The organism is Geoanaerobacter pelophilus (genome assembly GCF_018476885.1).
Classification (GTDB): Bacteria; Desulfobacterota; Desulfuromonadia; order Geobacterales; family DSM-12255; genus Geoanaerobacter; species Geoanaerobacter pelophilus.
Map to the genome: position 1 here is coordinate 106,547 of NZ_JAHCVJ010000009.1, position 24,383 is coordinate 130,929.

26 protein-coding genes and 1 tRNA gene are annotated in these 24,383 nt (G+C 49.8%); 13 read left to right on the forward strand and 14 right to left on the reverse strand.

Features of this window, described 5'->3' with window-relative positions; translation table 11 throughout:
* Positions 1–79: 79 nt before the first annotated feature.
* The 7 genes from KI809_RS17920 to phoU all read left to right on the forward strand — a co-directional run bounded on the left by KI809_RS17920 (position 80) and on the right by phoU (position 9,075).
* Positions 80–766 (forward strand): response regulator, encoded by a 687-nt coding sequence (locus tag KI809_RS17920; protein ID WP_214172972.1) that lies wholly within the window; start codon positions 80–82, stop codon positions 764–766.
* Positions 763–2,547 carry an ATP-binding protein gene (locus tag KI809_RS17925; RefSeq protein ID WP_214172973.1) on the forward strand — a complete coding sequence of 595 codons (1,785 nt, stop codon included), beginning with the start codon at positions 763–765 and terminating at the stop codon, positions 2,545–2,547. Before KI809_RS17920 ends, KI809_RS17925 begins: the two co-directional genes overlap by 4 nt.
* Before the next feature lie 94 nt (positions 2,548–2,641).
* Entirely contained in the window at positions 2,642–3,610 is a 969-nt protein-coding gene (locus KI809_RS17930; protein ID WP_214172974.1) for a PstS family phosphate ABC transporter substrate-binding protein, read from the forward strand.
* 74 nt (positions 3,611–3,684) lie between these two features.
* Entirely contained in the window at positions 3,685–5,913 is a 2,229-nt protein-coding gene (locus KI809_RS17935) for an ABC transporter permease subunit (RefSeq protein ID WP_214172975.1), read from the forward strand.
* A gap of 7 nt (positions 5,914–5,920) precedes the next feature.
* Positions 5,921–7,513 (forward strand): phosphate ABC transporter permease PstA, encoded by a 1,593-nt coding sequence (gene pstA / locus KI809_RS17940; RefSeq protein ID WP_246559494.1) that lies wholly within the window; start codon positions 5,921–5,923, stop codon positions 7,511–7,513.
* Between the two features lie 26 nt (positions 7,514–7,539).
* The gene (pstB, locus tag KI809_RS17945; protein WP_214172976.1) at positions 7,540–8,322 is read left to right on the forward strand and encodes a phosphate ABC transporter ATP-binding protein PstB; all 783 of its coding nucleotides are present in this window, start codon (positions 7,540–7,542) and stop codon (positions 8,320–8,322) included.
* Between the two features lie 78 nt (positions 8,323–8,400).
* Positions 8,401–9,075 (forward strand): phosphate signaling complex protein PhoU, encoded by a 675-nt coding sequence (phoU, locus tag KI809_RS17950; RefSeq protein ID WP_214172977.1) that lies wholly within the window; start codon positions 8,401–8,403, stop codon positions 9,073–9,075.
* 142 nt (positions 9,076–9,217) lie between these two features.
* On the opposite strand, the gene KI809_RS17955 is transcribed toward phoU, so the two are convergent.
* The 8 genes from KI809_RS17955 to KI809_RS17990 all read right to left on the reverse strand — a co-directional run bounded on the left by KI809_RS17955 (position 9,218) and on the right by KI809_RS17990 (position 14,788).
* A complete protein-coding gene (locus tag KI809_RS17955) occupies positions 9,218–9,409 on the reverse strand; it encodes a hypothetical protein (protein WP_214172978.1) in 192 nt (63 codons plus the stop codon).
* Positions 9,410–9,557: 148 nt separating this feature from the next.
* The gene (locus KI809_RS17960) at positions 9,558–11,087 is read right to left on the reverse strand and encodes a Ppx/GppA phosphatase family protein (RefSeq protein ID WP_214172979.1); all 1,530 of its coding nucleotides are present in this window, start codon (positions 11,085–11,087) and stop codon (positions 9,558–9,560) included.
* Positions 11,084–11,974, reverse strand: a complete 891-nt coding sequence (locus KI809_RS17965; RefSeq protein WP_214172980.1) for a CHAD domain-containing protein — start codon at positions 11,972–11,974, stop codon at positions 11,084–11,086. The genes KI809_RS17960 and KI809_RS17965 overlap by 4 nt, the downstream gene beginning before the upstream one ends.
* Positions 11,971–12,342 (reverse strand): hypothetical protein, encoded by a 372-nt coding sequence (locus KI809_RS17970; protein WP_214172981.1) that lies wholly within the window; start codon positions 12,340–12,342, stop codon positions 11,971–11,973. Before KI809_RS17970 ends, KI809_RS17965 begins: the two co-directional genes overlap by 4 nt.
* Before the next feature lie 4 nt (positions 12,343–12,346).
* Positions 12,347–13,027, reverse strand: a complete 681-nt coding sequence (locus KI809_RS17975) for a dTMP kinase (RefSeq protein ID WP_214172982.1) — start codon at positions 13,025–13,027, stop codon at positions 12,347–12,349.
* Between the two features lie 8 nt (positions 13,028–13,035).
* Positions 13,036–13,725 (reverse strand): dTMP kinase, encoded by a 690-nt coding sequence (locus KI809_RS17980; protein ID WP_214172983.1) that lies wholly within the window; start codon positions 13,723–13,725, stop codon positions 13,036–13,038.
* A complete protein-coding gene (locus KI809_RS17985) occupies positions 13,722–14,246 on the reverse strand; it encodes a helix-hairpin-helix domain-containing protein (protein ID WP_214172984.1) in 525 nt (174 codons plus the stop codon). Before KI809_RS17985 ends, KI809_RS17980 begins: the two co-directional genes overlap by 4 nt.
* Entirely contained in the window at positions 14,231–14,788 is a 558-nt protein-coding gene (locus KI809_RS17990; protein ID WP_214172985.1) for a SixA phosphatase family protein, read from the reverse strand. Before KI809_RS17990 ends, KI809_RS17985 begins: the two co-directional genes overlap by 16 nt.
* A gap of 155 nt (positions 14,789–14,943) precedes the next feature.
* On the opposite strand from KI809_RS17990, the gene KI809_RS17995 reads away from it, so the two are divergent.
* On the forward strand, positions 14,944–15,162 hold the full coding sequence (locus tag KI809_RS17995; protein WP_214172986.1) for a DUF1450 domain-containing protein: 219 nt from the start codon (positions 14,944–14,946) through the stop codon (positions 15,160–15,162).
* Positions 15,163–15,676: 514 nt separating this feature from the next.
* Here KI809_RS17995 and KI809_RS20800 read toward each other — a convergent pair.
* The gene (locus KI809_RS20800; protein ID WP_214172987.1) at positions 15,677–18,082 is read right to left on the reverse strand and encodes a bacteriohemerythrin; all 2,406 of its coding nucleotides are present in this window, start codon (positions 18,080–18,082) and stop codon (positions 15,677–15,679) included.
* Between the two features lie 324 nt (positions 18,083–18,406).
* On the opposite strand from KI809_RS20800, the gene KI809_RS18005 reads away from it, so the two are divergent.
* On the forward strand, positions 18,407–18,682 hold the full coding sequence (locus KI809_RS18005) for an integration host factor subunit alpha (protein WP_214172988.1): 276 nt from the start codon (positions 18,407–18,409) through the stop codon (positions 18,680–18,682).
* Between the two features lie 113 nt (positions 18,683–18,795).
* On the opposite strand, the gene KI809_RS18010 is transcribed toward KI809_RS18005, so the two are convergent.
* The 4 genes from KI809_RS18010 to KI809_RS18025 are packed head-to-tail and all read right to left on the reverse strand — an operon-like array spanning position 18,796 to position 21,755.
* Positions 18,796–19,341, reverse strand: coding sequence for a hypothetical protein (locus tag KI809_RS18010; protein WP_214172989.1), 546 nt, complete (start codon positions 19,339–19,341; stop codon positions 18,796–18,798).
* Between the two features lie 44 nt (positions 19,342–19,385).
* On the reverse strand, positions 19,386–20,330 hold the full coding sequence (locus tag KI809_RS18015; RefSeq protein WP_214172990.1) for a TraI domain-containing protein: 945 nt from the start codon (positions 20,328–20,330) through the stop codon (positions 19,386–19,388).
* Positions 20,330–21,523 carry a site-specific integrase gene (locus tag KI809_RS18020; protein ID WP_214172991.1) on the reverse strand — a complete coding sequence of 398 codons (1,194 nt, stop codon included), beginning with the start codon at positions 21,521–21,523 and terminating at the stop codon, positions 20,330–20,332. Before KI809_RS18020 ends, KI809_RS18015 begins: the two co-directional genes overlap by 1 nt.
* Positions 21,516–21,755, reverse strand: coding sequence for a hypothetical protein (locus KI809_RS18025; protein WP_214172992.1), 240 nt, complete (start codon positions 21,753–21,755; stop codon positions 21,516–21,518). Before KI809_RS18025 ends, KI809_RS18020 begins: the two co-directional genes overlap by 8 nt.
* 154 nt (positions 21,756–21,909) lie before the next feature.
* Here KI809_RS18025 and KI809_RS18030 point away from each other — a divergent pair, with 154 nt between their 5' ends.
* Positions 21,910–22,164 carry a helix-turn-helix domain-containing protein gene (locus tag KI809_RS18030; RefSeq protein ID WP_214172993.1) on the forward strand — a complete coding sequence of 85 codons (255 nt, stop codon included), beginning with the start codon at positions 21,910–21,912 and terminating at the stop codon, positions 22,162–22,164.
* Entirely contained in the window at positions 22,161–22,592 is a 432-nt protein-coding gene (locus KI809_RS18035; RefSeq protein WP_246559495.1) for a cysteine hydrolase family protein, read from the forward strand. The genes KI809_RS18030 and KI809_RS18035 overlap by 4 nt, the downstream gene beginning before the upstream one ends.
* A gap of 501 nt (positions 22,593–23,093) precedes the next feature.
* Here KI809_RS18035 and KI809_RS18040 read toward each other — a convergent pair.
* Positions 23,094–23,168: transfer RNA gene (locus KI809_RS18040), tRNA-Val, on the reverse strand.
* Between the two features lie 167 nt (positions 23,169–23,335).
* Here KI809_RS18040 and cobO point away from each other — a divergent pair.
* Both cobO and KI809_RS18050 read left to right on the forward strand, forming a co-directional pair.
* The gene (gene cobO / locus KI809_RS18045; RefSeq protein WP_214172994.1) at positions 23,336–23,866 is read left to right on the forward strand and encodes a cob(I)yrinic acid a,c-diamide adenosyltransferase; all 531 of its coding nucleotides are present in this window, start codon (positions 23,336–23,338) and stop codon (positions 23,864–23,866) included.
* 71 nt (positions 23,867–23,937) lie between these two features.
* Positions 23,938–24,342, forward strand: a complete 405-nt coding sequence (locus tag KI809_RS18050) for a cobalamin B12-binding domain-containing protein (RefSeq protein ID WP_214172995.1) — start codon at positions 23,938–23,940, stop codon at positions 24,340–24,342.
* Positions 24,343–24,383 lie beyond the last annotated feature (41 nt).

Genomic DNA, 24,383 nt, shown 5'->3' on the forward strand with positions numbered 1-24,383 from the left:
CACGGTCTTAACGCCAATGTAACTTTGATGCTGTATTGTCCCTGGCAATGCTGAAGTCGATTACTCGGAGTGCAAAGCCGTGACGGTACTGATAATTGAAGATGAACAGGAACTTGCAGAGCTGCTGGCCTTCAATCTCAGGAATGAGGGTTACGAGACACTGATAGCCAATGATGGCAAGAATGGCTATGAAACAGCGATCAGGGAAAAGCCATCATTGATCCTGCTGGACCTTATGCTCCCGGAGTTGAACGGCATCGATGTCTGCAAGCTGGTGAAAAAACATCATGATACGTCACGAATTCCGGTAATCATGCTTACCGCCCGCAATGAGGAGATCGACCGGGTTGTTGGTTTCGAGGTTGGTGCCGACGATTATATGGTCAAGCCCTTTTCCAACCGGGAGTTGCTGCTCAGGATCAAGGCCATTCTGCGCCGCTCCGCGACAGGTGCTCCGGAGAATGATACTGATGAAGCGATTGAGATCGGACCGATCTGTATCGATCCTGGCCGGCACCGGGTCAAGGTCAATGATGAAGTTATCGTTCTCACTACTACGGAGTTCAAGTTGCTTCTAACCCTGGCTGAACGCAAGGAGCGCATGCTGAGCCGGGAATTTCTCCTGCGTACCGTCTGGGGCTACAACCACACTTCAGATACGCGAACGGTCGATACCCATATTACCCGTCTCAGAAACAAGCTCGGCGATGCCGGCGAGTTGGTCAAGACTGTCCGCGGTTTTGGTTACAAGCTGGAGTTTCAATGAAGTTCTCTTTCCGCACCAAGCTAGCCCTATCATTTTTACTGTTCATTACGATTGCCTGGGCGTCTTTTGCGCTCCTATTCGCACCGCGTCTGGGAAAGATCGTTGAGGGCACTATTAGTGAAAACCTGTTAGTGCAGGTGGAATTGGCGGCGCGCGCAGCACATGGCGATATTGTCTACCTTAGAGGCGATAACCAGCCTTTTGCCGTGTCTACTGCAACAGTAACAGGTTCACGAGTAACCGTTATTGATGCTAACGGGTCTGTTTTGGCAGATTCGGAGGTGGCCCGATCTCAGCTGAAAAACCTGGAAAACCATAGTGATCGGCCTGAGATCAGAGAAGCATTCCGCACCGGCCGCGGCACTGCCATTCGTCATTCCGCAACACTCGGCACTGACATGCTCTATGCTGCGGCAATGTTTCAGGACAAACTCCAGAACCGTGCTGTCATCAGACTGGCTCTCCCGCTCACCGCAGTCGCCAAGACGCGTGCCGTTCTCAACTCTGCTCTTGGTGAAAGCCTCTTCATCTCCTTTGCGCTTGGCTGTCTGTTCAGCGTTATTCTGGCACGGCTGAACATGCGGCAATTGCAGAGGATTGCCAAAATTGTCAGTGATATCGGTCAAGGTAACTATTCTCTCCGGCTACCGGTTGACCGTCATGATGAGCTGGGAGGTATGGCAAAGAGTATCAATGAAATGGCGGAACGGATTGAGTCGCAATTCATAAAACTTGGCAATGACAGTAGCCAGTTGAATGCGATATTGAGCGGCATTGGAGAAGGGCTCATGGTGGGTGATTCCCATGGGACGATCACCCTGGTAAATACCGCTTTCAGTGAGCTTTTCGCGGTGCATGAAAATATCGTAGGGCGATCATTGATAACCATTTCACGGCATCCGTCTCTTCATGATTCTTTCAAAATGGTGATCAAGAACAAGTGTGAACATAAAGAGGAAATAGTTATCAGCGGTGATCGGGAGCGTGTGGTCAGGGTGCACTGGGTACCGCTGCTTGATGATGATCGGCTGCTGGGGATAGTGGCAGTGTTCCATGACATTAGTGACCTGAAGCGGCTGGAAAATGTGCGCAAAGATTTTGTGGCAAATGTTTCCCATGAATTACGCACTCCGGTAACGATTATCAAGGGGTACGCTGAAACACTGCTTGGTGGCGTGATCAGTGACAACCCTGCAAATGTCCAGCAATTCGTGGAAATAATCCATAACAATGCTGAACGGCTTGCCAATCTGCTCAGGGACCTGCTGAGCCTTTCCGAAATGGAGTCTGATGAGTTCATCCTTGACCTGCAGCCGCTGCCGCTTGGCATGCTGGTAAAGCAGGCATGCCTGTTATTGGAGGCGAAAGCCTCAGCCAAATCGATAACTATTATTAATAGTGACAACATTGGAGAACTGCCCCTGGTAATGGCTAATGCCGGAAGGCTGGAGCAGGTACTGATTAACCTGATTGACAATGCAATCAAGTATTCGCCTGCCGGAAGCAGCATAACCATAAGTGCCGAAGAGCAGGATGCTTTTGTCAAGGTGTCGCTTAGCGACAACGGTAATGGCATTCCTCCGCAGAGCCTGCCCAGGATTTTCGAACGGTTTTACCGGGTCGATGCCGGACGCAGTCGGGCCGAAGGGGGGACAGGCCTCGGCCTGTCCATAGTCAAGCACACTATCCAGTTGCATGGCGGCAGCATTACTTGTGAAAGCACTATCGGGAAAGGAACCACATTTCACTTTACCTTGCGCAAAGCAGAGACAAAGGAATGATGGTGACTGTCGTAATTGTTACTAGCAGTGAACCGTAAACAGATGCCGCCACATTTTGATTGAGTCGGCAAACAAAAGAGAAAAGGAGATGCAGATGATAAAACGCGTTGGAATTTTGGTGGGAGCCTGTTTGCTGGCTACCACAACCCTGGCATCGGCAGAAGCATTGAAGGTTGATGCAAAGTTGGCAAAATACAAGGCCACTGCCGGAGTTTCAGGCAATCTGAACAGCATTGGTTCTGACACTCTGAACAATCTGATGACGATGTGGGCGGAAGGGTTCCGCAAGAAGTACCCGAACGTAAATATCCAGATCGAAGGCAAAGGTTCCAGTACCGCACCGCCGGCACTGGTAGCCGGTACTGCCCAGTTTGGTCCGATGTCACGGGAGATGAAAAGCACCGAAATCGATGCCTTTGAGAAAAAATACGGTTTTAAACCGACCAAGATCGGTGTTGCTCTGGATTCTCTGGCAGTGTTCGTCAACAAAGACAATCCGGTAAAAGCACTTTCTCTGGAAAAAGTTGATGCCGCCTTTTCCAAAACCCGTAAACGCGGTTATCAGTCTGACATTGTAACCTGGGGGCAACTCGGGGTAGCCGGCAAGCTCGCCAGTCAGCCGATCAGTCTCTATGGCCGTAATTCAGCCTCCGGCACCTATGGTTACTTCAAGGAGCACACCCTGAGCAAGGGTGACTACAAGGACACAGTCAAAGAGCAGCCAGGTTCGGCTTCTGTAGTACAAGGGGTAACCAAGGACAAGAACGGCATGGGGTATTCCGGCATCGGCTATAAGACTTCCGGGGTGAAGGCGATAGCCTTGTCGGAAAAAGAAGGTGGCGCAGCTTTCGAGCCTAACTACGAGAATGTTCTTTCCGGAAAGTACCCACTTGGCCGCATGCTCTACATCTACGTGGTCAAGGAGCCGAACAAGCCGCTGCCCAAGCTTCAGGAGGAATTCGTCAAGTTCATTCTCTCCAAAGAAGGTCAGGAGATAGTTGTTAAAGACGGTTTCTTGCCGCTGCCGAAGAAGGTAGTCGATCAGCAGATGAAGAGCATATAAAGAGTCGTGGGATATGAAAGGCGCGAAACGGTCGGTAAATCCGGCCGTTTCGTGTTACCGGGTAGGTTGCTACTATGAGAAAAGGTCTCACCGAAAGAATCAAACGCCGTGACCTGTTGGCCGGTAAATTAATCCAAGGGGTCGGGTTCCTCGTTATCGCCTGCGTTATCGGGATACTGGTCCTGATTACCAACGTAGCGCTGCCGCTGTTTTACCCGCCGTCAGCCAAGGTGGTCGCATCGTTTAGCGTGCCTGAAGTGTCGAATGGCCATCAGATCCTGGCAGCCGGGCTGGATGATTACCTGGAAAGCGGTTTTTTGCTGGATGAGCGAGGTCTGCTGACGTTTATCGATCTGCGTTCCGGCAAGGTACTGGATCAAGTGCCGGCAGAGCGTGAAGGGGTTAATGGACGCAGGATTACCTACCTTGATCGTGCCGGTCGCTTCGGTTACGGTCTTACCTGGGACGATGGCGTTTTTACTACACTGCAGGTCAAATTTTCCCCAGGATTCGATGACCAGGGGAAACGCACTATCCACCACGAAGTCGTATCAAAGGCCTTTGCCCCACCCAAGCTAGGTTCAGCTTCCGTAAGGACCATGGTACGTCAAGCCTCTGAAGATAACGTTACCCGGGTGGATATCTCTGCTGTTGACAGAATTACGGTTACCCAACAGGAAATCAGCAAAGACCTTTTCGGCACCGAGTCCTCCAAAACAGTAAGTGCCGAGTTGAGCGATCCGATTCCGGGGCGGATTGCCGCGGCTGCCCTTGATCAGAAAGGGTCGCTCCTGTACGTGGGAACAGATCAGGGGACGCTGCTGCGCTGGGATCTGAGTACCGCCGGTGCCCCGCAGCTTCTTGATTCATTTCCGGTGTTTACTGACGGGCGCTCTGTGGCAGCACTTGGTTTTGTCGTCGGTGATACTTCTCTGGCAGTAGCCGATAATCGCGGGGGAGTTGCTACCTGGTCTGCGGTTTCCGTGGAAGGGCTGAATAAAAAACAACTCACTCGGATTCACCAGCTCTCAAGCCATGAGCAAAAAGTGGTCGAGATCATTCCGTCTTTGCGGGACAAGTCGCTGCTGAGCATTGATGCTGCCGGGGTTATGCACCTCGACCACATGACTTCCGAGCGCCACCTGTTGACGATCAGTTCTGCACACCCCATTGTCCGGGCAGGAATGGCGGCAAAGGGGAACGGCTTGATCGGGATCGACAAGGTTGGCGCCGTATCGGTCTGGCAGCTCAATGTGCCGCATCCCGAGGTCAGCTTCACGACCCTGTTCGGCAAGGTTTGGTATGAGGGATATAATGAACCGGCCTATGTCTGGCAGTCTTCGGCAGCCAATGATGATTTTGAGCCGAAACTATCGCTGACACCGTTGATCTTCGGCACCTTGAAGGGAACATTCTATGCCATGATCTTCGCGGTTCCCCTGGCTCTGCTGGGGGCCATCTACACCAGCCAGTTCCTGAACCAGCGGATCAAGGCCTTCATAAAACCATCGGTTGAGATCATGGCCGCAATCCCTTCAGTCGTGGTCGGTTTCCTGGGAGGCCTCTGGCTTGCTCCGTTCCTGGACAAGACTATCGTCGGCTTTTTCCTCAGCATAGTGGTCATTCCTGTTACCGTTCTTGTGGTCATCTTTTGCTGGCAGCGGCTCAAACCGGCATCCCGCCTTGACCGGGTGGGGTTCGGCCATGAATTTATTATCCTGATGCCGGCAATAATCCTGGGTGGGGCTACGGCCTTCTATCTCGGGGGGATTGCCGAGGTTGCTTTATTCGGCAGTGATTTCAAGCTCTGGCTCTATGAACATTTGGGCATTCGTGCCGATCAGCGCAATTCAATGGTCATTTCTCTGGCGCTTGGTTTTGCCGTTATTCCGATTATCTTCACCATTGCTGAAGATGCCCTGTCAAATGTTCCCAAGAGCTTGTCGGCTGCCTCGCTGGCCCTTGGGGCCAGCCGCTGGCAGACCGCCTGGCGAGTGGTTCTTCCGTCAGCGGTTCCCGGTATTTTTTCGGCGATCATGATCGGCTTTGGCCGGGCTGTCGGTGAAACCATGATCGTGCTGATGGCTACCGGCAACACGCCGATCATCAATCTCAGCATGTTTGACGGGTTTCGATCACTTTCGGCGAATATTGCCGTTGAAATCCCCGAGGCCCCGCATGCCGGAACCCTCTACCGCGTGCTGTTCCTGTCGGCAGTTCTGCTGTTTGCCTTTACTTTTGTCGTCAATACTGTTGCAGAGATCTACCGGCAACGGTTTCGCAAGAAATATGGCCGCTACTGAAGGATAAATGATGAACAGTTTCTGGAAAAAAGGTGAACCTCAGGTATTTGTTACCGCAGCAGCTCTCTCTGTGACGCTGCTCTTAACGGTAATTCTGGTCGTCGTGGTCATGGTAAACGGGCTGGGGTTCTTCTGGCCGTCTAATGTGGCAAAGGGCGAACTGAAAGACGGTACCGCCATTCTCGGCGAGATCACGGCCAAGGAAAAAGGTCAGGTTGCCAGGCTGCAGTTCAAGGTCGGCAATCGCGATATCTATGGCCAGGATTTCCGCTGGGTTGATCGCAGCGAGATTCGCACTCTTACCTATCCGGCAGATTCGGTTGTTCTTGAGCGCAAAGAGCACGGCAATTTTGTTGGATTTCTCAGCAAACTTTCAATAGAAGGTTTGAAGTTGCCGGATAGCAAGGACTTGTGGTTGCGATTTGTCTCAGCGCATGAACAAGTGGTGGCGCTTGCGGAACAGAACCGGGCAATCGAGCAGGAGATGGCGGATCTTAACTATAAAGCAGAGCAGTTACGGCTGAAGATTGCCAAACTGTCCTTCCGGGACAAGGCCGCACATGATGCTGAAGTCAAAGCGCTCACTGCTAAAAGACAGGAGATCCTGAATTCCTTCAGCACGCTTTCTGAAAAACTTATTGCCCAGGTTGCCGAACAGCAACGGTTCACGGCGACCTTTACCGAAGTTGGCGGCAATGAAAAGGAAATTTCTCTAGCCAACATTGTCAGGAGTTATCGTCCCAATACCATGCCGGTCTGGTCAAAGGCGGCCTATTATCTCGGCAAGGTTTGGGAACTGCTCTTTGATGAGCCACGGGAGTCGAATACCGAAGGTGGGCTCTTTCCGGCAATCTTCGGTACGGTGCTGATGGTGCTGCTGATGAGTTTCTTTTCGCTGCCGTTCGGGGTCATTGCTGCCGTTTATCTCAGGGAATATGCCAAAGACGGCATGCTGGTTCGGCTGGTGCGCATCGCCGTCAACAACCTCGCCGGTGTGCCCTCGATCGTCTATGGGGTATTTGGCCTCGGTTTCTTCGTGTATGGGCTTGGGGCAGGGATTGACAACCTGTTCTATGCCGAACGGTTGCCAACCCCGACATTCGGCACCGGCGGCATACTCTGGGCCAGCCTGACGCTTGCCCTGCTTACGGTGCCGGTAGTGATTGTTGCTTCAGAGGAGTCTCTTGCCGCCATCCCCAAGGGGATTCGCGAAGGATCACTTGCCTTGGGGGCCACCAAGTTTCAAACCTTATCACGCATACTCTTGCCGATGGCGACTCCTGGGATAATGACCGGTATGATCCTGTCAATGGCCCGTGCTGCCGGTGAAGTGGCGCCATTGATGCTGGTGGGGGTCGTCAAATTGGCGCCAACGTTGCCGATTGACGGCAGATTCCCTTTTTTTCACGTCGACCGCAAGTTCATGCACCTGGGGTTCCACATCTATGATGTAGGCTTCCAGTCGCCGAACGTGGAGGCTGCCAAACCGATGGTCTTTGTGACCACTCTGTTGCTGCTTGCCATTGTTATCGTTGCCTCCAGTGCTGCCATCTACCTTCGGTCGCAGATGAAGAAACGGTACACTACGCGCACTTTTTAACCTTTGTGACCCGGAGAAATTATTTCATGGAAGAGACAACCACGCAGTTCGCTTCAGATCTTGTTCTGAAGATCAACAACCTGGATCTTTATTATGGCGATTCGCAGGCACTGAATGGGATCAATCTCAATATCCCACGCAGGCAGGTTACCGCCTTCATCGGCCCGTCCGGTTGCGGTAAATCTACCTTGTTACGCTGTCTTAACCGGATGAATGACCTGATTGATACGGTGCGGGTTGAGGGGAGCATCAAGCTTGATGACGATGAAATCAACTCTCCGGATATGGATGTCATAAGCCTGCGCCGCCGTGTCGGCATGGTGTTCCAGCAGTCCAACCCCTTTCCCAAGTCAATCTATGAGAATGTCATTTTCGGCTTGCGCATTGCCGGGGTCAAAGACAAGGCGCTGCTCGATGAAACTGTTGAAAAGAGCCTGCGCGGTGCTGCCATCTGGGATGAGGTCAAAGATCGTCTGCATGAATCTGCCTTGGGGCTTTCGGGTGGCCAGGCCCAGCGAGTATGCATAGCCAGGGCAATTGCCGTTAATCCGGAAGTCATTCTGATGGATGAACCTTGTTCCGCTCTCGATCCGATCGCCACCACCAAGATCGAAGAACTCATCAACGAGCTCAAGGAGCGCTTCACCGTGGTTATTGTCACCCACAACATGCAACAGGCTGCCCGGGTCTCGGATCATACCGCATTTCTCTACATGGGCGAACTGGTCGAGTTTAATACGACCCGGAGAATATTCACCAACCCGGACAACAGCCAGACAGAGGACTATATTACCGGTCGTTTCGGGTAACAAGCCATCTTGATTCACTGACTTTTCATGCAATGAAGATCACCTGAAGCTACTTTGTCGTTTATCGGAGGAGTCCCAATGGACAAGCAGCATCTGCACCGTCAATTTGACAACGATCTCAATGAGATCCGTTCCAAACTCCTGGAAATGGGGGGCAAGGTCGAGAAAATGATCAGCGACGCTTTAAAGGCTCTGCTGGAACGTGATTCAGTCCTTGCCGATCAGGTGATAGCCTACGACCATGAGATCAATCGCATGGAGATGGAGATCGATGAGAAATGCCTGGAAGTGTTGGCTATGCGGCAACCTGCTGCACGGGATCTTCGCTTTATTACGCTGGCCCTGAAGATCGTAACCGATTTGGAGCGGATTGGTGATCAGTGTCGTAATATCGGCAAAAGCACCAAGGAATTGAATGATGAGCCGCCGCTGAAACCGTTCATCGATATCCCCCGGATGGCTCACTGGGCCGGCATAATGGTCAAAGAGGCGCTTGATGCCTTTGTCGAAGGGGATGTGGACCTGGCGCTCAAGGTTTGCAGGGATGATTCCTTTATTGATGAGCTGAATGTGCAGATGCAGCGGGAATTGCTGTCGTTCATGATCGAGGATCCCAAGACCATATCCCGGTCAATCAAAATAAACTATATCTCCAAGTGCCTGGAGCGGATTTCCGACCATGCGACCAATATTGCCGAAATGGTCATTTTTATGGTGAATGGTAAGGATATTCGCCATACTGCAGTTAGTTGACATGCCCTGTCCGCAGAGACGTCTTAACTGAGCGTTGCTGCAGATACCTGTCAGGCACAAAACAAAACAAGCAAGAACAGCTGACAAGGTCGGCGACTTGCTTGTAAAAGAGGCAATATTCAGTTGTAGTGGTTATGGCAGATTAAACCGCCTGCAGCAGCATATCGTCACTGTCAGTGAGATGGATGTGACCATCTGACTCAACACTGAATTCGCGCTGACAAGCGGCGCAACAGAATTTACCAGTGTCTACCTTTGTCCAGATGGTCAGATTTTTACTGTCACACCAATCGCAGTACCAGAGATAGTAATCACCTTTGGGCATCACATTCATTGGGTTGACCTCCTTTGATTGTTACTTATAGGAATATGTTAACCCAACAACATTGCAATCATGTGGCGATCTTACAAAGAGTTTGCAAATTACGGGCAGCCAGGGCAGGTTGCTCAATCTGTTGCAGCGGAGGCGATGCAGGTATCGGCTAGAGTGCTTCAACAATCAGTTTGAGCTGGAACGCTTCCTGAAAAAGGTCACCTTTAACCTTTGCCCCGAATAGCTCGACCGAGAGTTCGGTTGCCCCGGTCAAGCGGATTACGAATTTGGAAGGGGAGAGCAGGCATTCTATGCCGGTTACCAGTGAATTCCGGCGGCGGTCCAAGCCATCGGCCAAGCGCAGAATCCCGCCAAGCCTGGCAACACGCAGCCGGTCATCTGCTGACAGCCGAAGGTACTGCTCATGTTTTTTCTTTGGGAGTGCTTTACGGTGATAGCGTGCAATCTGAGCGATGAGTTCGCGTTCTCTGGGAGTAAAACCGATAAGGTCGGCATGGCGGATCAGGTGATATGAGTGTTTGTGATGACTGGAGTAGTTGATGAAGTACCCGATGTCATGCAGTATGGCCGCAGCTTCCAGCAGGCGAAGCTCTGTGTCTCCCAGCTTGTAGACTGTTGCCAAAACTTTGCAGATATCGGTTGCCAGACGGGCAACATGGAGCGAGTGCTGTTCGTCAAAATGACATGATCTGGCAAACTCCATAACGGACGACTGCCAGGAGCGTGGTGTCTTCTGCCCTTTGAGCAGGCCGTGCTTTCTCACTGCCCTCAGGATCAAACCCTCTCGGATGCCTCTCTCGTTGACCCGCAACAGGTTTGCCTGGAAAAATTCCATGAGCTCGTCAATTACCGTGATCCCGGCAATAATGATGTCAGCCCGGTCCGGGTTCAATCCCGGGATTTCACGGCGCTCTTTCATGGTTTTTCGGGTAAGCATGGCATGGAGGTGGACGACATCAGAGCGGAGGAGTTCATAGCCGTGTACCGACTGGTACCCCTCTTTGCGCAGTGCCATGGTCATGGCGGCAATGGCGGTGATGGTGCCGCCTGAGCCGATCAATCCCTGTATGACCGGCCGTTCTTCAATGAATGATGACCGTAATGTCTTGCGGATATGTTTTCTCAGGTTCTGAATATCGTTAGCTGAGACCGGATCATTCTTGAGAAACAGTTCTGTCAGATAGACAGCACCTAGATCCAGCGACACAACCTGCTCGATATGATGGCCGACCGTGGAAACAAGCTCCAGGCTGCCACCGCCAATATCGGCCAACAACAGGCGCGCGTTCTCAAACTCGAAATTGTTGAAGGCGCTTAGCGCTGCCAACTCTGCTTCCGATTCGCCTGAGATGATTTCCACTTTAAGGTCGATGGTGTCTTTGATCTTCTTGATGAAATCGTGGCCATTTGCTGCTTTGCGAACCGCACTGGTCGCAACCGCCTCGATGGCATGAACTCCATAACCATCTATGATTTTTTTCAGGCGTACCAGGGCGTCAATAGCCCTATCCATGGCGGCCGGGATGATCAAGCCATGTTCATTGAGCCCTTCTCCCAGGCGCACGGCAACCTTTTCATCATCGAGGATGCGAAAATCACCGTTCGGTTTGACTTCAACGACAATGCTGCGAATAGAGTTGGTGCCGATATCAATGGCAGCAAGGCGATTTATATTCACAATAGATTCCTGGTCCGTTCTCCCAAATGGTCGATGGGATTTGCGGTGTGCATGGTGAGGAAATCTGCATACAACTTTTTGCGGCGTGAGGCAATCAGTTCTTCCAGTTGCCCGGCACATTTTGGATCGAACCGTTCTTGTTCCTGTAACAGGCCAAGGAATACATCCAGATCATGGATCTTCCCCAGCACCTCCTGGAATTCTTTTATAATATCATAGAGGTTTTTGTAGCCGTTTCTATTTAGTGGGGCAGTTAGTTCGAATGCGTAGCGGAATTTTTTCAACGCAATGCGCAACTGATGCAGGGCGTGAATGTCTTGCTCATGGAGGGAGCCAGGGAGCAGCTGCAGCAGAGAAGTTTCTCTCTCCAGGAGTTTAGAGCTTAAGTATTGACTGATGGGCATGAACGGGTCATAAGAGGCAGCTCCGAACATGTGGGGCTGCTCCAGGGCTTTCCTCAGCCCGTACTGCATCATTACCGGATCCATTTTTTTGATCCGGTCCTCGATATGCCGGTGCTCTTTGATGCGCTGCATGCGCAATGACTGAAGCCAGGTATCCAGAGATGCGGCAGAAGGTTCGGCGAGAGACAATATGAGGGGTTCGAAAAACTGCAATGCTTCATCAATATTGCGTAAGGATCCCAAGATAGTAGTCAGATGCTTTGCCTGGGTTTTAATATGGGACATTTTTTTTGCTGGGTAACAGGGCTCAAAAATGGAGATTGCTTCTCTCAGGCGCCGTGATGCCACTCGAAGGTCGTGAATATCTTCTGATGAGAAGGTTTTTTTTGCCGTTCCCCAGCACTGAATGAGCTCTTCGTACCTTGAACTGATCATGGCCCTGGATACTATCCAGAGCGGGGCATCGGAAGTGACCAGCATCATTGTAGTTCTGCTCTGGTATCAACCGTAATGTTTTCAAGACGTAGTTTCGCTTTACGGGAGCGAGGAACCGAGGTTGTTTGTTTTTCGATGATTATGTTGAGCAGATCTTCCAGAAGATGATTGATTTTTTTCAGATCCTTGAAGCGGCCTTTCGCAGGTTTGAACGATGTCGCTCGTGCCTCTTTCAACCAACTGTCTGCGACCTGTAGATTATCTTTCCGTGACATCCCGGCAATGTAGCCGGCAAGTGTTTCGATTTCGCTTTCGGCGCGTAAAATGAATGCTTCGCCGACGTCCTTAAGGGTAGCGCGTAAATACTTGAGTTCTGATAATAGTTTTTCCTGGGCTTCTTCGCTTTTCTTCTCCATGCCGTTAATCTCCGAGGACTTCCGTAACTTTGCTGCATATCTCTTTGGCAACAGCACGCGACGAAAGATTGCCGTTAATGGTTATGAATCCATACTGTTTTTGGAGGAGTGCGAACTCCTTCTGGATGAGCTTCTGGTAACGGATGAAGCTGTCGAAACTGTCCCGTGAGAGCCCCAGATCCATGCCTGACTCCCAATAGTCCAGGGTCGAATTTTTGCAGAGGTTTCTTTCCACCAGTTGCGCAGGACTGACCTTCAGGTAGACGACCAGGTCCGGAATCAGAGCGATGCCGTAGAGGGACCGGACCCATTCGCGATCTGCGCCGCGAGTGATATCCCTGGCCATAAGGGTGTAGATATAGCGATCGGCCAGGACAATAAAGCCTGCTTTCAACGCCGGTATGATGCGGTTTTCGAGCTGGTCAGCGAAATCGGTGGCGTAAAAAAGGCTTCTGGTAATCTCGCCGAGAACGTTTCCCTGCTTTGCCTGATTAAGCTCCTCGGATACCAATGTAGATCGCCGCAATCCCATGTTTACGGTGGCATGTCCCTTGTTTTCAAGGTAATCACGCAATATGTCGATCTGGGTCGAGCGACCGGAGCCATCTGCCCCTTCGATGACGATCAAGCGTCCGGTCAACTCCTGAGGGTCAACTCCTGGAATGCCTTCTGAATAAAACTTCATAATTAATCCTATCCCAGTGTCCGACAGCGGTAGCGTGGCAGGTCTATTGTTGTGGCAATCAGGTCCCGCACTCTGTTTTGCTGCTCTTCAATCGCCAAGGTGCCGTCGATCTCGATGAAATTGAAACGCGTCTTCATTGCCAGATACTCTTCGTAAATTTTACCCTGAAAAAGCCTGAAGCTTTCGTAGGGATCAGTGGCTAGCCCCAGATCCATACCGGCTTCATGATACTTTAACTGGGGCCGTCCACCGAGGATACGGTTTAGGGCCACCTGTAAAGGGGTGTTGAAGAACAGGGTGATGTCAGGATGGCAGGCAAAGCTGTAAAGCTTGTGCAGCCATGGCTTGGAGCAACCACGAACAGTGTCCCTGGCGAAGGCGGTGTAGATGTAGCGATCGCAGAGAACTATGAAACCTGCCTTGAGCAGAGGCAGTATTTGGCGTTCGTACCGGTCGGCAAAATCGGTGCAGTGAATAAGACTGAACGTAGTAGGTGTAAGCAACTGGCGCTTTTTCCCTTTGCTTGTGGCCTTTTTCACCAGAAGAGAGGAGTTCCATTCGGTAAAGAATACCTTGACACCTTTCATTTCCAGCCAGCGCTTGAGTAAATAGATCTGGGTTGATTTACCCGAGCCGTCGAGGCCTTCTACCGCTATGAGTCTTCCCGGATAACGCTCGTGATGCGGATATACGATCATGCCAGTGCCCGTCGCAGTGATTTACGGGCTTTTTTCAGCCCCTTGCGCAGATCTTTGTGGCCGGCATCCGTCAGCACTTCAAGACGCCGCTCTGCTTTGGTTAAGGCCTTGCCGGCGCGCTTTAATCGTTTATGGGCCACCCCCTCAACCTTGTCGAGCGTGTCAACAAGCCGGACAAGGGTTAAGGCAAGTTTTTGTCCCGGTTTGCCCTGAAGCTGTTCTGCCAATCGTTGTCGCGCGGATTCGGCAATGTTCTGAATGGCAGTGCGTAAGGCAAGGCTGCGTTCCTTAATCAATGCAACTCGCTCACTTTTGTCGGCAGCTGCATTCTTGGCAAGCGCTCCGGCCTGGGCCAGTATCGATTGGATTGCGCGGGGATTGATCCCCTTGATTGCTTTCAACCCTGATTCTCCAGCCTTGGTGATTGCAGCAAAGGAATCAATGCCCGCTTCGCAGAGCCTCATGGCCAGAATCTCGCCAATGCCTTTGATTTGCTGCAGTTCTTTTAGGGTATTAGACATTTGGGTTCTCCTTCTTGCATATTTTTATGATCCTTTTGCAGCCAGGCAATGGCTTTGTGCGGATTGCAGACAGTCTTGGCTCCTCCGGTAATTAAGCTGGTCATGTCTGCCTTGAGTGTTTGCTGATCTGTAATGATATTCAGGGTGACGACGCAACCTTTAGTGACCGTACACGATGAAAGATTCAGCAGCTGTCTGACCGCACTGCTGAAATCGGGATCATGGCCGACAATTGCGAATTCTTCCGCCGAGGGGTACTGTTGCAAGAGATCGTTCAAGGACTGCAAGGAAAAATCATTGAGCAACGGCGTAACAATGACCTCACCTTGAAAGCCAAGTGTTTCAGCAAGGATGTCGGCTGTTTGTACCGCTCGTGTTTTAGTGCTTGCGAAGATGTAATCAGGATCAATTTTTTGCTTGTGCAATGAGCATGACACTTTCCGAAACCTTTTGCGACCTCTGCAAGAGAGGTATCGCAACTCATCAGGCACCGTTGAGGAACGCTTGATAGCTTGGGCATGTCTGATAAAATGAACAATCATTGGTTGCTCGTCATGTCTCCTGATAAAACTTAACTCATAAGTAGGGTTCCGGCAAATCTATTTACTGTTTTTTCCCATGTAAATGTAAATATTTACATAGTTGTAACAATTGCTAAGAGATTGCATACTCTTTATGAGATTCTAAAGGAGCCTTTATGAAAATCAGATTGTGCGAGCATAATAAGGGTGCCGGTAAAATGTGTAAGCTTTTAAAAAAGGAGTTTCCGGATGGAAACATCAAGTTGAAGAATTGTATTAAAAAGTGTGGATTATGTCACAAGTCGTTGTTTGCAATTGTTGATGGCAAAGCGGTGTGCGCAATAGATTCCGTGGAGTTGCTGGGGAAAGTTCGTTCTCTGGCGAATGTTGATTAAGCAGTCAAGACATACCAAACAAACGGGGGTGTAGATAAGATTGTGTAAATGAACGCCGGGTTTAGATGTTCGGCAGTTAAAACCTTTCGTAAAAACAGCTTAAAATATACTTTGTAATTTATGAAACATCACAATTCTTCTGCTAGCACATGGTCATCAGACAGTTTGGCCAAGTCAATAACTATGAGCAATCGCTCCACGTAGATTGATAACTCCCTCCACATCCTCAGGTGCGTTGACGACCTCAACAAAAGCCCTTGCTAGGGACCAACTCCGGCAATGACTTCTATACAACCTCAACATAAAGTATATATCTTTTAATCCTCTGACAAAACTACTGGCTAGACGCACACCTGCTCGTTACAGTTTTTCTAAGAACTGTATTTGTTCAGTCTGCTTCAGGCAGTCAGGCTCATGGTAAATCATACGAAACAATAAAGTAGAAACCGCATCCACAGGATGCGGCTTTGAAATCAGTCTCCCATAGGGTGTGGATTTCAACATCGCATTATCTTTATGATACTCCTTTGCCATTCAGATAGTTACCATATCGCTTGTCTAGCCCCTGTATGTGGTTAATCAACCAGTCTTTCAGGAATACCATCACTTCGGTACTGAGTGCTGAACTGTTGCTGTTGAACTTATTCTGCAGGTCGATAGCGGTTTTCTTCAGTTCTTCGTGTGCCTTCTTATGCATGGCCAGGTCAGGGTAGTTGTGCTGTGCCATGACACGCTCTTCATCGGAAAAATGTGATGCAGTGTACTGAATGAGCCCATCCAGAATCGATTTCAAGGTGGCATGGCCCTTGCCGGTTTTCATGGAATCATTTAGTTGGTTCACCATATCGACCAGTCGCTTGTGCTGGTCGTCAAACTGGCGGATATTGACGCTGTATTTGGAGTTCCATTGTAAAAATGAGACATTATCATTCGATAAACGATCCAGCATATCGATAAGGTACTCAGATTGTGAGATCATTTCGTCGCAGTATTCATGGGCTTTGCGGGGATCTCCGTTGTTAAACGCAAGCACAGCCTGCTTGCCAAGTTCGTGGACCTTAGCGTGCGGGCCTTCGATCTCCCGGAACAACTGTTGATGTCCGCAGAGTTCCTTGCCGGTTCCTTGACACCACTTGCCGAACGCACAGGTGAGGTGAGTAGGCAAGTTATTCGGGTCGAGACGTGTCGCACCTGACAGGTGTGAGCGAATCTTGCCAGTGAAGATCATATGTGCGCTCTTGGCCTTCTTGAGGCTCAAAGCAACATTTTCTTCGATTGTAAACTTGTTGAGGTCTGCCATTAACGATTCTGCTAGCGTATTGAGATGGCTCGCCTCTACCGAAGATTCATGTGCGCTTTGAGAACTCTGACGGACGACATCTGTAATGCGCTGCATATTACCGCTGATCTCGCTGGTTGTAGCCGTTTGTTCTTCCGCTGCAGTGGCAATCTGACTCACCTGCATGGAGAGATTGCTGATCTGGGCAAGGATTGAATCGATCGCCTCACCCGAGCGGGCGGCCTCCTGAGTGCCTTGCTCAACCTGGACAACTCCTTCTTCCATAGACGAAACAGCGGTCTTGGTTTCCTGCTGGATCGACTTAATCATTGTGTCAATCTCTTTGGTCGCTTTGGTGGTGCGCTCTGCAAGAGCACGAACTTCGTCGGCTACTACGGCAAAGCCGCGTCCCTGTTCGCCAGCCCTGGCTGCCTCAATTGCTGCGTTCAGTGCTAGCAGATTTGTCTGATCCGCTATATCCTGAATAGTACCTATAATCTGGCCGATCTGCTCCGACTTCTCTCCCAAAGATCCGACTGTCTTTGCCGACTCGCTGACCCGCTGTGCGATTCGCTCCATAACGGCTATGCTGTTCTTGATGATTGTTGATCCATGATTGGCTTGTTCAGAGGCCTGTGACGCACTTTCAGCGGCAAGTTGGCAATTCTTTGCGATATCACTGGAAGTTGCTGCCATCTCTTCACCTGCTGTGGCCACAGTCGTGGTTTCGCTTGCAACCTGTTCAGAACCTGCAGCAAGAGTTTCCGAAGACATGTGTACTTTCGACGCTGCTGCGGTGACCTCAGAGGCTATTGCGGTCAGATTGTTGATGCTGCTAGTGAATGTCGATGCAATCTGGTCAAACGATTTTGCAATCTGGCTCATCTCGTCTGTACCTCTCATGTTGCATCGAGCGGTCAGGTCACCTTTTTCGATATGACCTGCTGTTTCCATAAGGCTTCTGGTAGATTTTGTAATTGAGCGAATTATTAGAAATCCGACAGTTACAGCCAAGATTACTCCAATGATAATACTTGCTACCGACCAGCCTATCATCTTCTGGTAGGATGCGTTACTGCTCTGATAGAGGTCCTTTGCCTGCTTCAACTGGAACTCAAGCAACAATTGCGCATCACCGGCTGCTTTTTTGGCTTGGGCGGTGCCCCCTTTGAAAATGAGTTCGTTGACGACCCCAAAATTGTTGCTCTTGATATTGTCCAGGGCAGGGGAGACAGTCTTGTCAATAAATTCATTCTTGGTAGTGTTAAACGCATCAGCAAGTTTCTTTTCTTCTGGGGAGTCAATGGTCTTTTCGTACTCGGTCCAGAGTTTCGTTATTTCACCAAGAGCCTTTTCGACACTCTCGGTGTGGTTCGTAACGGGATGATCGTGAAGTTTGCTGACTTGGTTGGCTGGGTCGTGGATTGCGGCAAAAGCAAGTTCACGAACTATGGCGTTTATGCTTGCCCGAACAGTTGTTATCTGGACCACCGGCACCAGATTATTGTTGTACATGTCCTCCATCCCAGAATTGGCTCTTTTGGTGCTACCGAGGCCGATAAGGCCGATGATCACCATACCGAAGGAAAGAAGTGAAACGACCAAAATCAGTTTTGCTCTGACTGTAGATAATGTCAGCATGTACAGCCTCCTCAAGTAATATGAATATTGCTATTCTATCATTTCTGTGTAGAGTACAAGAGCAATACGCGAAATATTCTGCTTTATTGAACGTGCATTGTGCAAAGCCGCCCAATTTAGGACTGCTTTGCACGTTTAGACATCATGGTTTTAGTCGGTAAGTTTCTTTTGTCTAGTTCCCTTCAGTTAGAAGTTCATAGGGAGCCAGCTTCTGCGTAAACTTGTAATTGTGATTTCGGCATGCCGAAGTGGTTGGCTGTTGACAAGCGTCCGGTATGCCGTGTAAAAAGTCATGACCTACGTGAAGATGTTATGAGGGGTGCCATGACGAAAGCTGATATGGTCCAGAAGGTTAGTGATGTATCCAATCTCACCTTGAAGGAAGCCGGTGAGATTGTTGAAGCAGTGCTGGATATAATGAAGGAAGCTTTGGAGAAGGGTGAGATGCTTAAGATCTCCGGGTTTGGGAATTTTGTTGTTAAGCAGAAGCAGGCTCGGAAGGGGAGAAACCCGCAGACCGGGGAGTCCATCACCCTAGATGCCCGCCGGGTGCTGACCTTCAAGCCGAGCAACCTGCTGCGCGATGCAGTAAACAACTGATTTTTGCCATGTAAAAGAGCGCCAACATTCTTCAATGTTGCTCATAAAGTGACTGTTTAAAAAGGTATAAAACTGTGCTCCATCCGGAATCGTTTCCGGATGGAGCACAGGAGTTAATCCGAAGCTACTGAATTCTCTTTTCCTGCACACTTTGCCCATTTCCCCATTACGTCGAGCAGTCTACCGGCAACCCGTTTGCGGTCCAGCACTATGCCGAAGGATGTTTCCAGCCTGATCAGTATCTCCGGATATAACTTTGCGGCATCGTCAAACTTGTCCCAGTCCGGATGATACTCGCTGCAAAGTTTCATCGCATCCTCTCCGTATGGATATGGTTGCGGGGGCAATGCATCGTTTGTCTCCAGAATCTCTTCAGTCACATTCGGACATTCATAGAATGATATGCAGTTGAGGCAGGATGTGCCTGACAAGTTGATGGATATATTGCACAGAAGAACTTCTTCGATGGCTTTGAGCAGTTTCTCCGCATCCGTGGTAGTGTCGATCAGGCACATCCGCGTGCTGATCAATGCATACTCCTTCTTGAGCATGCGCGGCGGGGCACCGAGGAACTCAAGTTTGGCGGCACGAATAAGGGTCTCTGCCAACAGCTTGAAGCGATTGTCTCTATGGTTGACTATGCGGACACATTTTCCCATGTGATGACTCCTTTTCTTGATCTAAATACTTTATCGACGGTAAATTACCGCCTATTGCCGTGGTCTTCCTGATAAGGCTGCGGACGCCAGAAGCCGTCCTTGAACAGAGATTTCGTGGCATTCCGCCACAAGGGGAGGGCGGAGAAATCGCTAAGTTCACGACTTAAGCCGGCGCTTATGCGGTCGGCAGCGAGAACCGCCTCGGCAATGGTCATTAGTGGGAATTGCCGAAACGTGTGATTCTTCCAGGTCAGAAGATAACGTAGCGCTAGGGCACCGTCCGACCACTCATGATCTAGCTTTTGAAGGTGCGGATTGAGAACTTCAAGGGTCAGCGCTTCATGGTTGAGCAAAAAGCCGGCATGGCTCAATTTCGATGCATTAGACAACGTTCTGATCTTGCCGACATCATGCATCAGGGCTGCAACTACACCGAGTTCCCTTGTCTCGCATGAAAACTGCGGCATGCAGATAATAATCTCTGCGCATTCCAGGCTGTGTTCCAGCAACCCACCGGCATAAGAGTGATGATTAACTCTGCTGGCAGGAAGAGCTACGAACGGCAGGGCAATAGAGTCATCATCAAAAATACTGACCAGAAAGTTCCGGAGCGGCTTGCTTTCGATTACCATCACCGTTTGATGCAGGTATGGCATCAGGCAAATAAGAGGGCACTGCCAGGCCGGAATCAGCTCAACCGGGTGTGCACCATAATCCTTTATCGTCTGTATCGAATTGACCAGACCGACACATTTCCCGTCCAGGCACTCCAGCCTGGCACTGACCGATACATGGTCCATCTCCGTCAGGTTCGGAGGTCCGTAATCGGCGTCAATCCAGAGATAACTCTTGAGCGATCCAGTCATGTCACCCAGTTCAAAAGAGGCGTACGGCGCACCGCTCCTGGAAGTGCCAAGCATGAGAGAACGGATACGGTATTCACCCGAGAAGGTTGTTCCATGACTATGTACAAGGTCTGCGATTAACATTAGGCGCCTCCCTTCGTGCCGACTTTCTTGGACAGCAGCTTGTCAAAAGCTGATCCGTCCTGGCGAGTCAGGTTTGGAACAAAGCGCGAATAGACTGTGAACAGCATCCGGGTATTGACATGACCCATTTGCCTGGCGATCCACTCAGGGTTTTCCCCTGCTGCAAGCCATAAAGTTGCTGTGGTATGCCTGGTCTGATAAGGGGTCCTTCTTTTGATGCCAAGCCGCTTCAGGGTCGGGTACCAGATGCGGTTCGATACATTTTGATAGTTGAGCGGATCGCCTTTTCGGTTGCAGAATACGAATTTTCCAAACTTGCCGGTCACATCTTGCTGCGATTTTAGAGCTTGGTAAATGACTGAAGACATCTGAATGGTACGGTGAGACTCTTGAGTTTTGGCCGTATCTTCCCGACCAAAGACGATAGTTTCTCGGATGTAGATCTCTCGTCGGTCGAAATTGACATACTGCCATTTGAGGCCGTCAATCTCGCCGGTGCGCATGCCGGTGAAGAATCTGACCGTGTAATAGTTGAAGAAATCCGGGCGCACATTGGCAAGGAACAGATTGGTCTCTTCGAGTGTAAACGGATCCACGTCGGTCTTCGGGACACGGAGCTGTTTAATCCCATTGCAAGGTGTGGTAAAGTTGTATCGGTCGGCTGCTTCTGCCATTATCATGCGCAAAGGCGTCATGATATGATTGATCCGGTCAGCTGAAAGCCCTGTCTTGGTTCCGTTCGGTACTTTGGCGAGTGTGGAGCGAAACTTCAGGATTTCAGCCTTGGTGATGCAGCCGACCTCTTTACCCTTGAACTCCGGGATCAGATAGCGGTTAAAGGTTACCTTCAATGTTTCCTTATACGAAAACTTCCACTGGAGGGAATTTTCGTCGTACCAAGTCCACGCGAACTCCTCGAACAATGGGGTAGCGTTTGTTGTAGACTTTTCTGGTGTCTTTACTTCCTCTTTAGCCGCGGCGAATTTGCTTGCTAACGGTGAATTAGGGAAGTAGGCACTGTAGTCGAAACTGTCTAGAGTAATCTCGGCCTCGATTTTTTTGAGTACCTTTTCCATTCTTTTGCGGTTTTCTGAAGTGTCCGGCAAGGTAGTCTGTTCACGGCACCGGACGCCCTGATACCTGAAATCGAACATGAGCAGACCGTTCTCTTTTCGTGTACGGATACTACCCATTAACAACACCCCCTCTCGCAAGCGGAATCATAGGCATTTCCTCGACAGATGCTTTCATCATGTCGCGTTCGATTGATTCCCAGATGTAAAGTATTTTCCTGCGGCCAAACGGTCTGATGTAGTGGATTCCTTCAAGTAGTACTGAATCTTTCAGGCACTCTCTGATGTACCTGCTGTCGTAGTGAAGTCGACATGCCAGTTCCTCGGTTGTGATGTAGGTTGCTGTAGCCATAATTAACCTCCCGACGTTTTATTTAAGTGCATCATGCCATGAATATTCATGCATGTCAAGAATAATATGTGTGATATGCAATGATGTGCTTGTGGTGATTGAATATGAGTGGTATGTTTTTGGTGCGATCTATAGTCTTGGGATAGGGGGGAGTATGATCAGATTTCGTTTGCGAGAGATCATAATGAATGAGGAATTTAATTCAGGAAAAAGAATAACTTTAGGCAGTATTGCCGCAGCAACAGGGATCAAGCAACCTACACTGTCAAGAATTGCTGGAACGCGGGGTTACAACACCACAACTGATAATATTGATAAACTCTGTCGATATTTCAGCTGCAAGGTGAGTGATATAATGGAATATGTCCCGGATGAGGATCTAGTGAGAGGAGAAGGCCATATAAAATGAAGACGGCACTTGTAATTATCGATATTCAAAATGACTATTTCCCGAACGGTAACATGGAACTTGAAGGAAGCATCCAGGCAGCGTCAGCAACTGCACGCGTCCTTGCCCAATTCCGCAAGGAAAAGTGGCCAATATACCATGTACAGCATTCATCAATTAGACCTGGCAGTACATTCTTTTTGCCGGGCACGGTGGGCGCGGAGATTCACAATTATGTGAAACCTCTCCCCGACGAACCCGTTATCATTAAACACTATCCGAACAGTTTCAGGGAAACTGATCTTCTGGAGCGACTAAAGGCAGCTGGAATTGGGACTCTGCTCGTCTGTGGCATGATGAGCCATATGTGTGTCGATGCCACCGTACGTACTGCCTTTGACCTCGGATTTAGCATTATCCTGGCTCACGATGCATGCGCCACCAGGTAACTCTCTTTCAACGGCGTTACGGTGCCGGCAAAACAGGTGCACGCTTCCTTCATGGCGGCCCTCGGAAGCGTATATGCAAAGACAATGGCAGTGGATGATATCCTTGAGAACATCACCGCTACAGAATAAAATCGTCAGTTCGTATGGCCAAATCCCCTTTTAATACATTTGCAGAAATTTGGTCACAAACCTCATAAAAAGTGGGCCCTGCAGGGTAGGGGTCAACGACTGAAAAAATGACTGCTACCTGTTGTGCCGTCTCAATTCATACATAAATTCAGCATGATACATGGGTAAAGGTAGTGGTCATATACTGCCGGTTTAAGGCAATGATCGCTACCGGTCAAGGGTAGAAGTCAAACGAGTGAAAATGCAAGGGTAGGGGTCAAAATTTGCCTTCTGATCGTCACATGACGTTGGATGGGGTGGGCACAATTTGGGCACAGGATGGGCACAGATAAAAAAAAGAGGCAGCGCTTGTCGCTAACCTCTTGATATTATTGGTGGGCGATACTGGGATTGAACCAGTGACTTCTACCGTGTGAAGGTAGCACTCTCCCGCTGAGTTAATCGCCCTTATGCATAGCTTCAATAACAAAAGTATCGACCGATGTCAAGGCCGATCAGGCTTCATGCTGATGGAAACTCCCTCTGTAAGCCGCATCAGGGCTAATTCGCCTTGACCTCGCACCTGTCAACTGATATATTCTCCCACAATTCATTAGGCCTTGGAATAAGGGATTATGCATCTTTATAAGGGACAGGTCCAAGTATATACCGGCAATGGCAAGGGTAAAACCACTGCTGCGCTTGGTCTTGCATTTCGCGCTTTGGGGCGGGGATTAAAGGTCTGCATGATACAGTTCATGAAGGGCGGCGGACCTTACGGAGAACACTTTGCCGCAGAACGCTTGGCTCCCGACTTCACAATCATACCGTTTGGCAGGGGAGGTTGGGTAGACCGCGACAACCCGGACCCTGAAGATCGAAGACTCGCTGAGGAGGCTCTAAAGCAAGGAGCAGCGGCTCTGACATCAGGTGCTTATGATTTGGTGATTCTTGATGAGGTGAATGGCGCCGTTTATTTCGGGCTTGTGCCGGTTGAACAGGTTCTGGAACTGATCCACTCCCGGCCCGATTGCGTAGAACTGGTGCTGACAGGTAGAAGCGCAGACCAAAGAATCATAGATGTTGCTGATCTTGTCACGGAAATGTGTGAAATAAAGCATTACTACAAGGCAGGAATACCGGCAAGAGTCGGTATTGAAAAGTGAAACTGTTCTTCTTGGTATTTACTATATTGGTTTGGTGATTAATACCTTATTTATCAAAAAGGAGATGTGTGATGGCTGAAAGAACTTTGCGCGTACTAGTTGGGAAACCTGGCTTGGATGGTCATGACCGTGGGGCAAAAATTATTGCCAGGGCTTTCCGCGATGCCGGTTTTGAGGTCATTTACACCGGTCTGCATCAAACCCCAGAGCAGATTGTCTCTGCAGCGATCCAGGAGGATGTTGACTGTGTCGGACTCTCAATTTTGTCTGGTGCCCACAACACGCTTCTGCCAAAGGTATGTCAGTTGCTACAGGAGAAAAATGCTGATGACATCGGCGTGTTTGGTGGTGGCGTCATTCCCGAAGACGATATTCCGGGACTCAAGGGTGCTGGCATTAAGGAAGTTTTTACTCCTGGGACATCAACCGAAGATATTGTAAAGTGGGTTCGCGAAAATATCAGACCAAGAGCTTGATCTTCTGAGATTCATCAAGACACGAAAGGCGAGGGGATTCC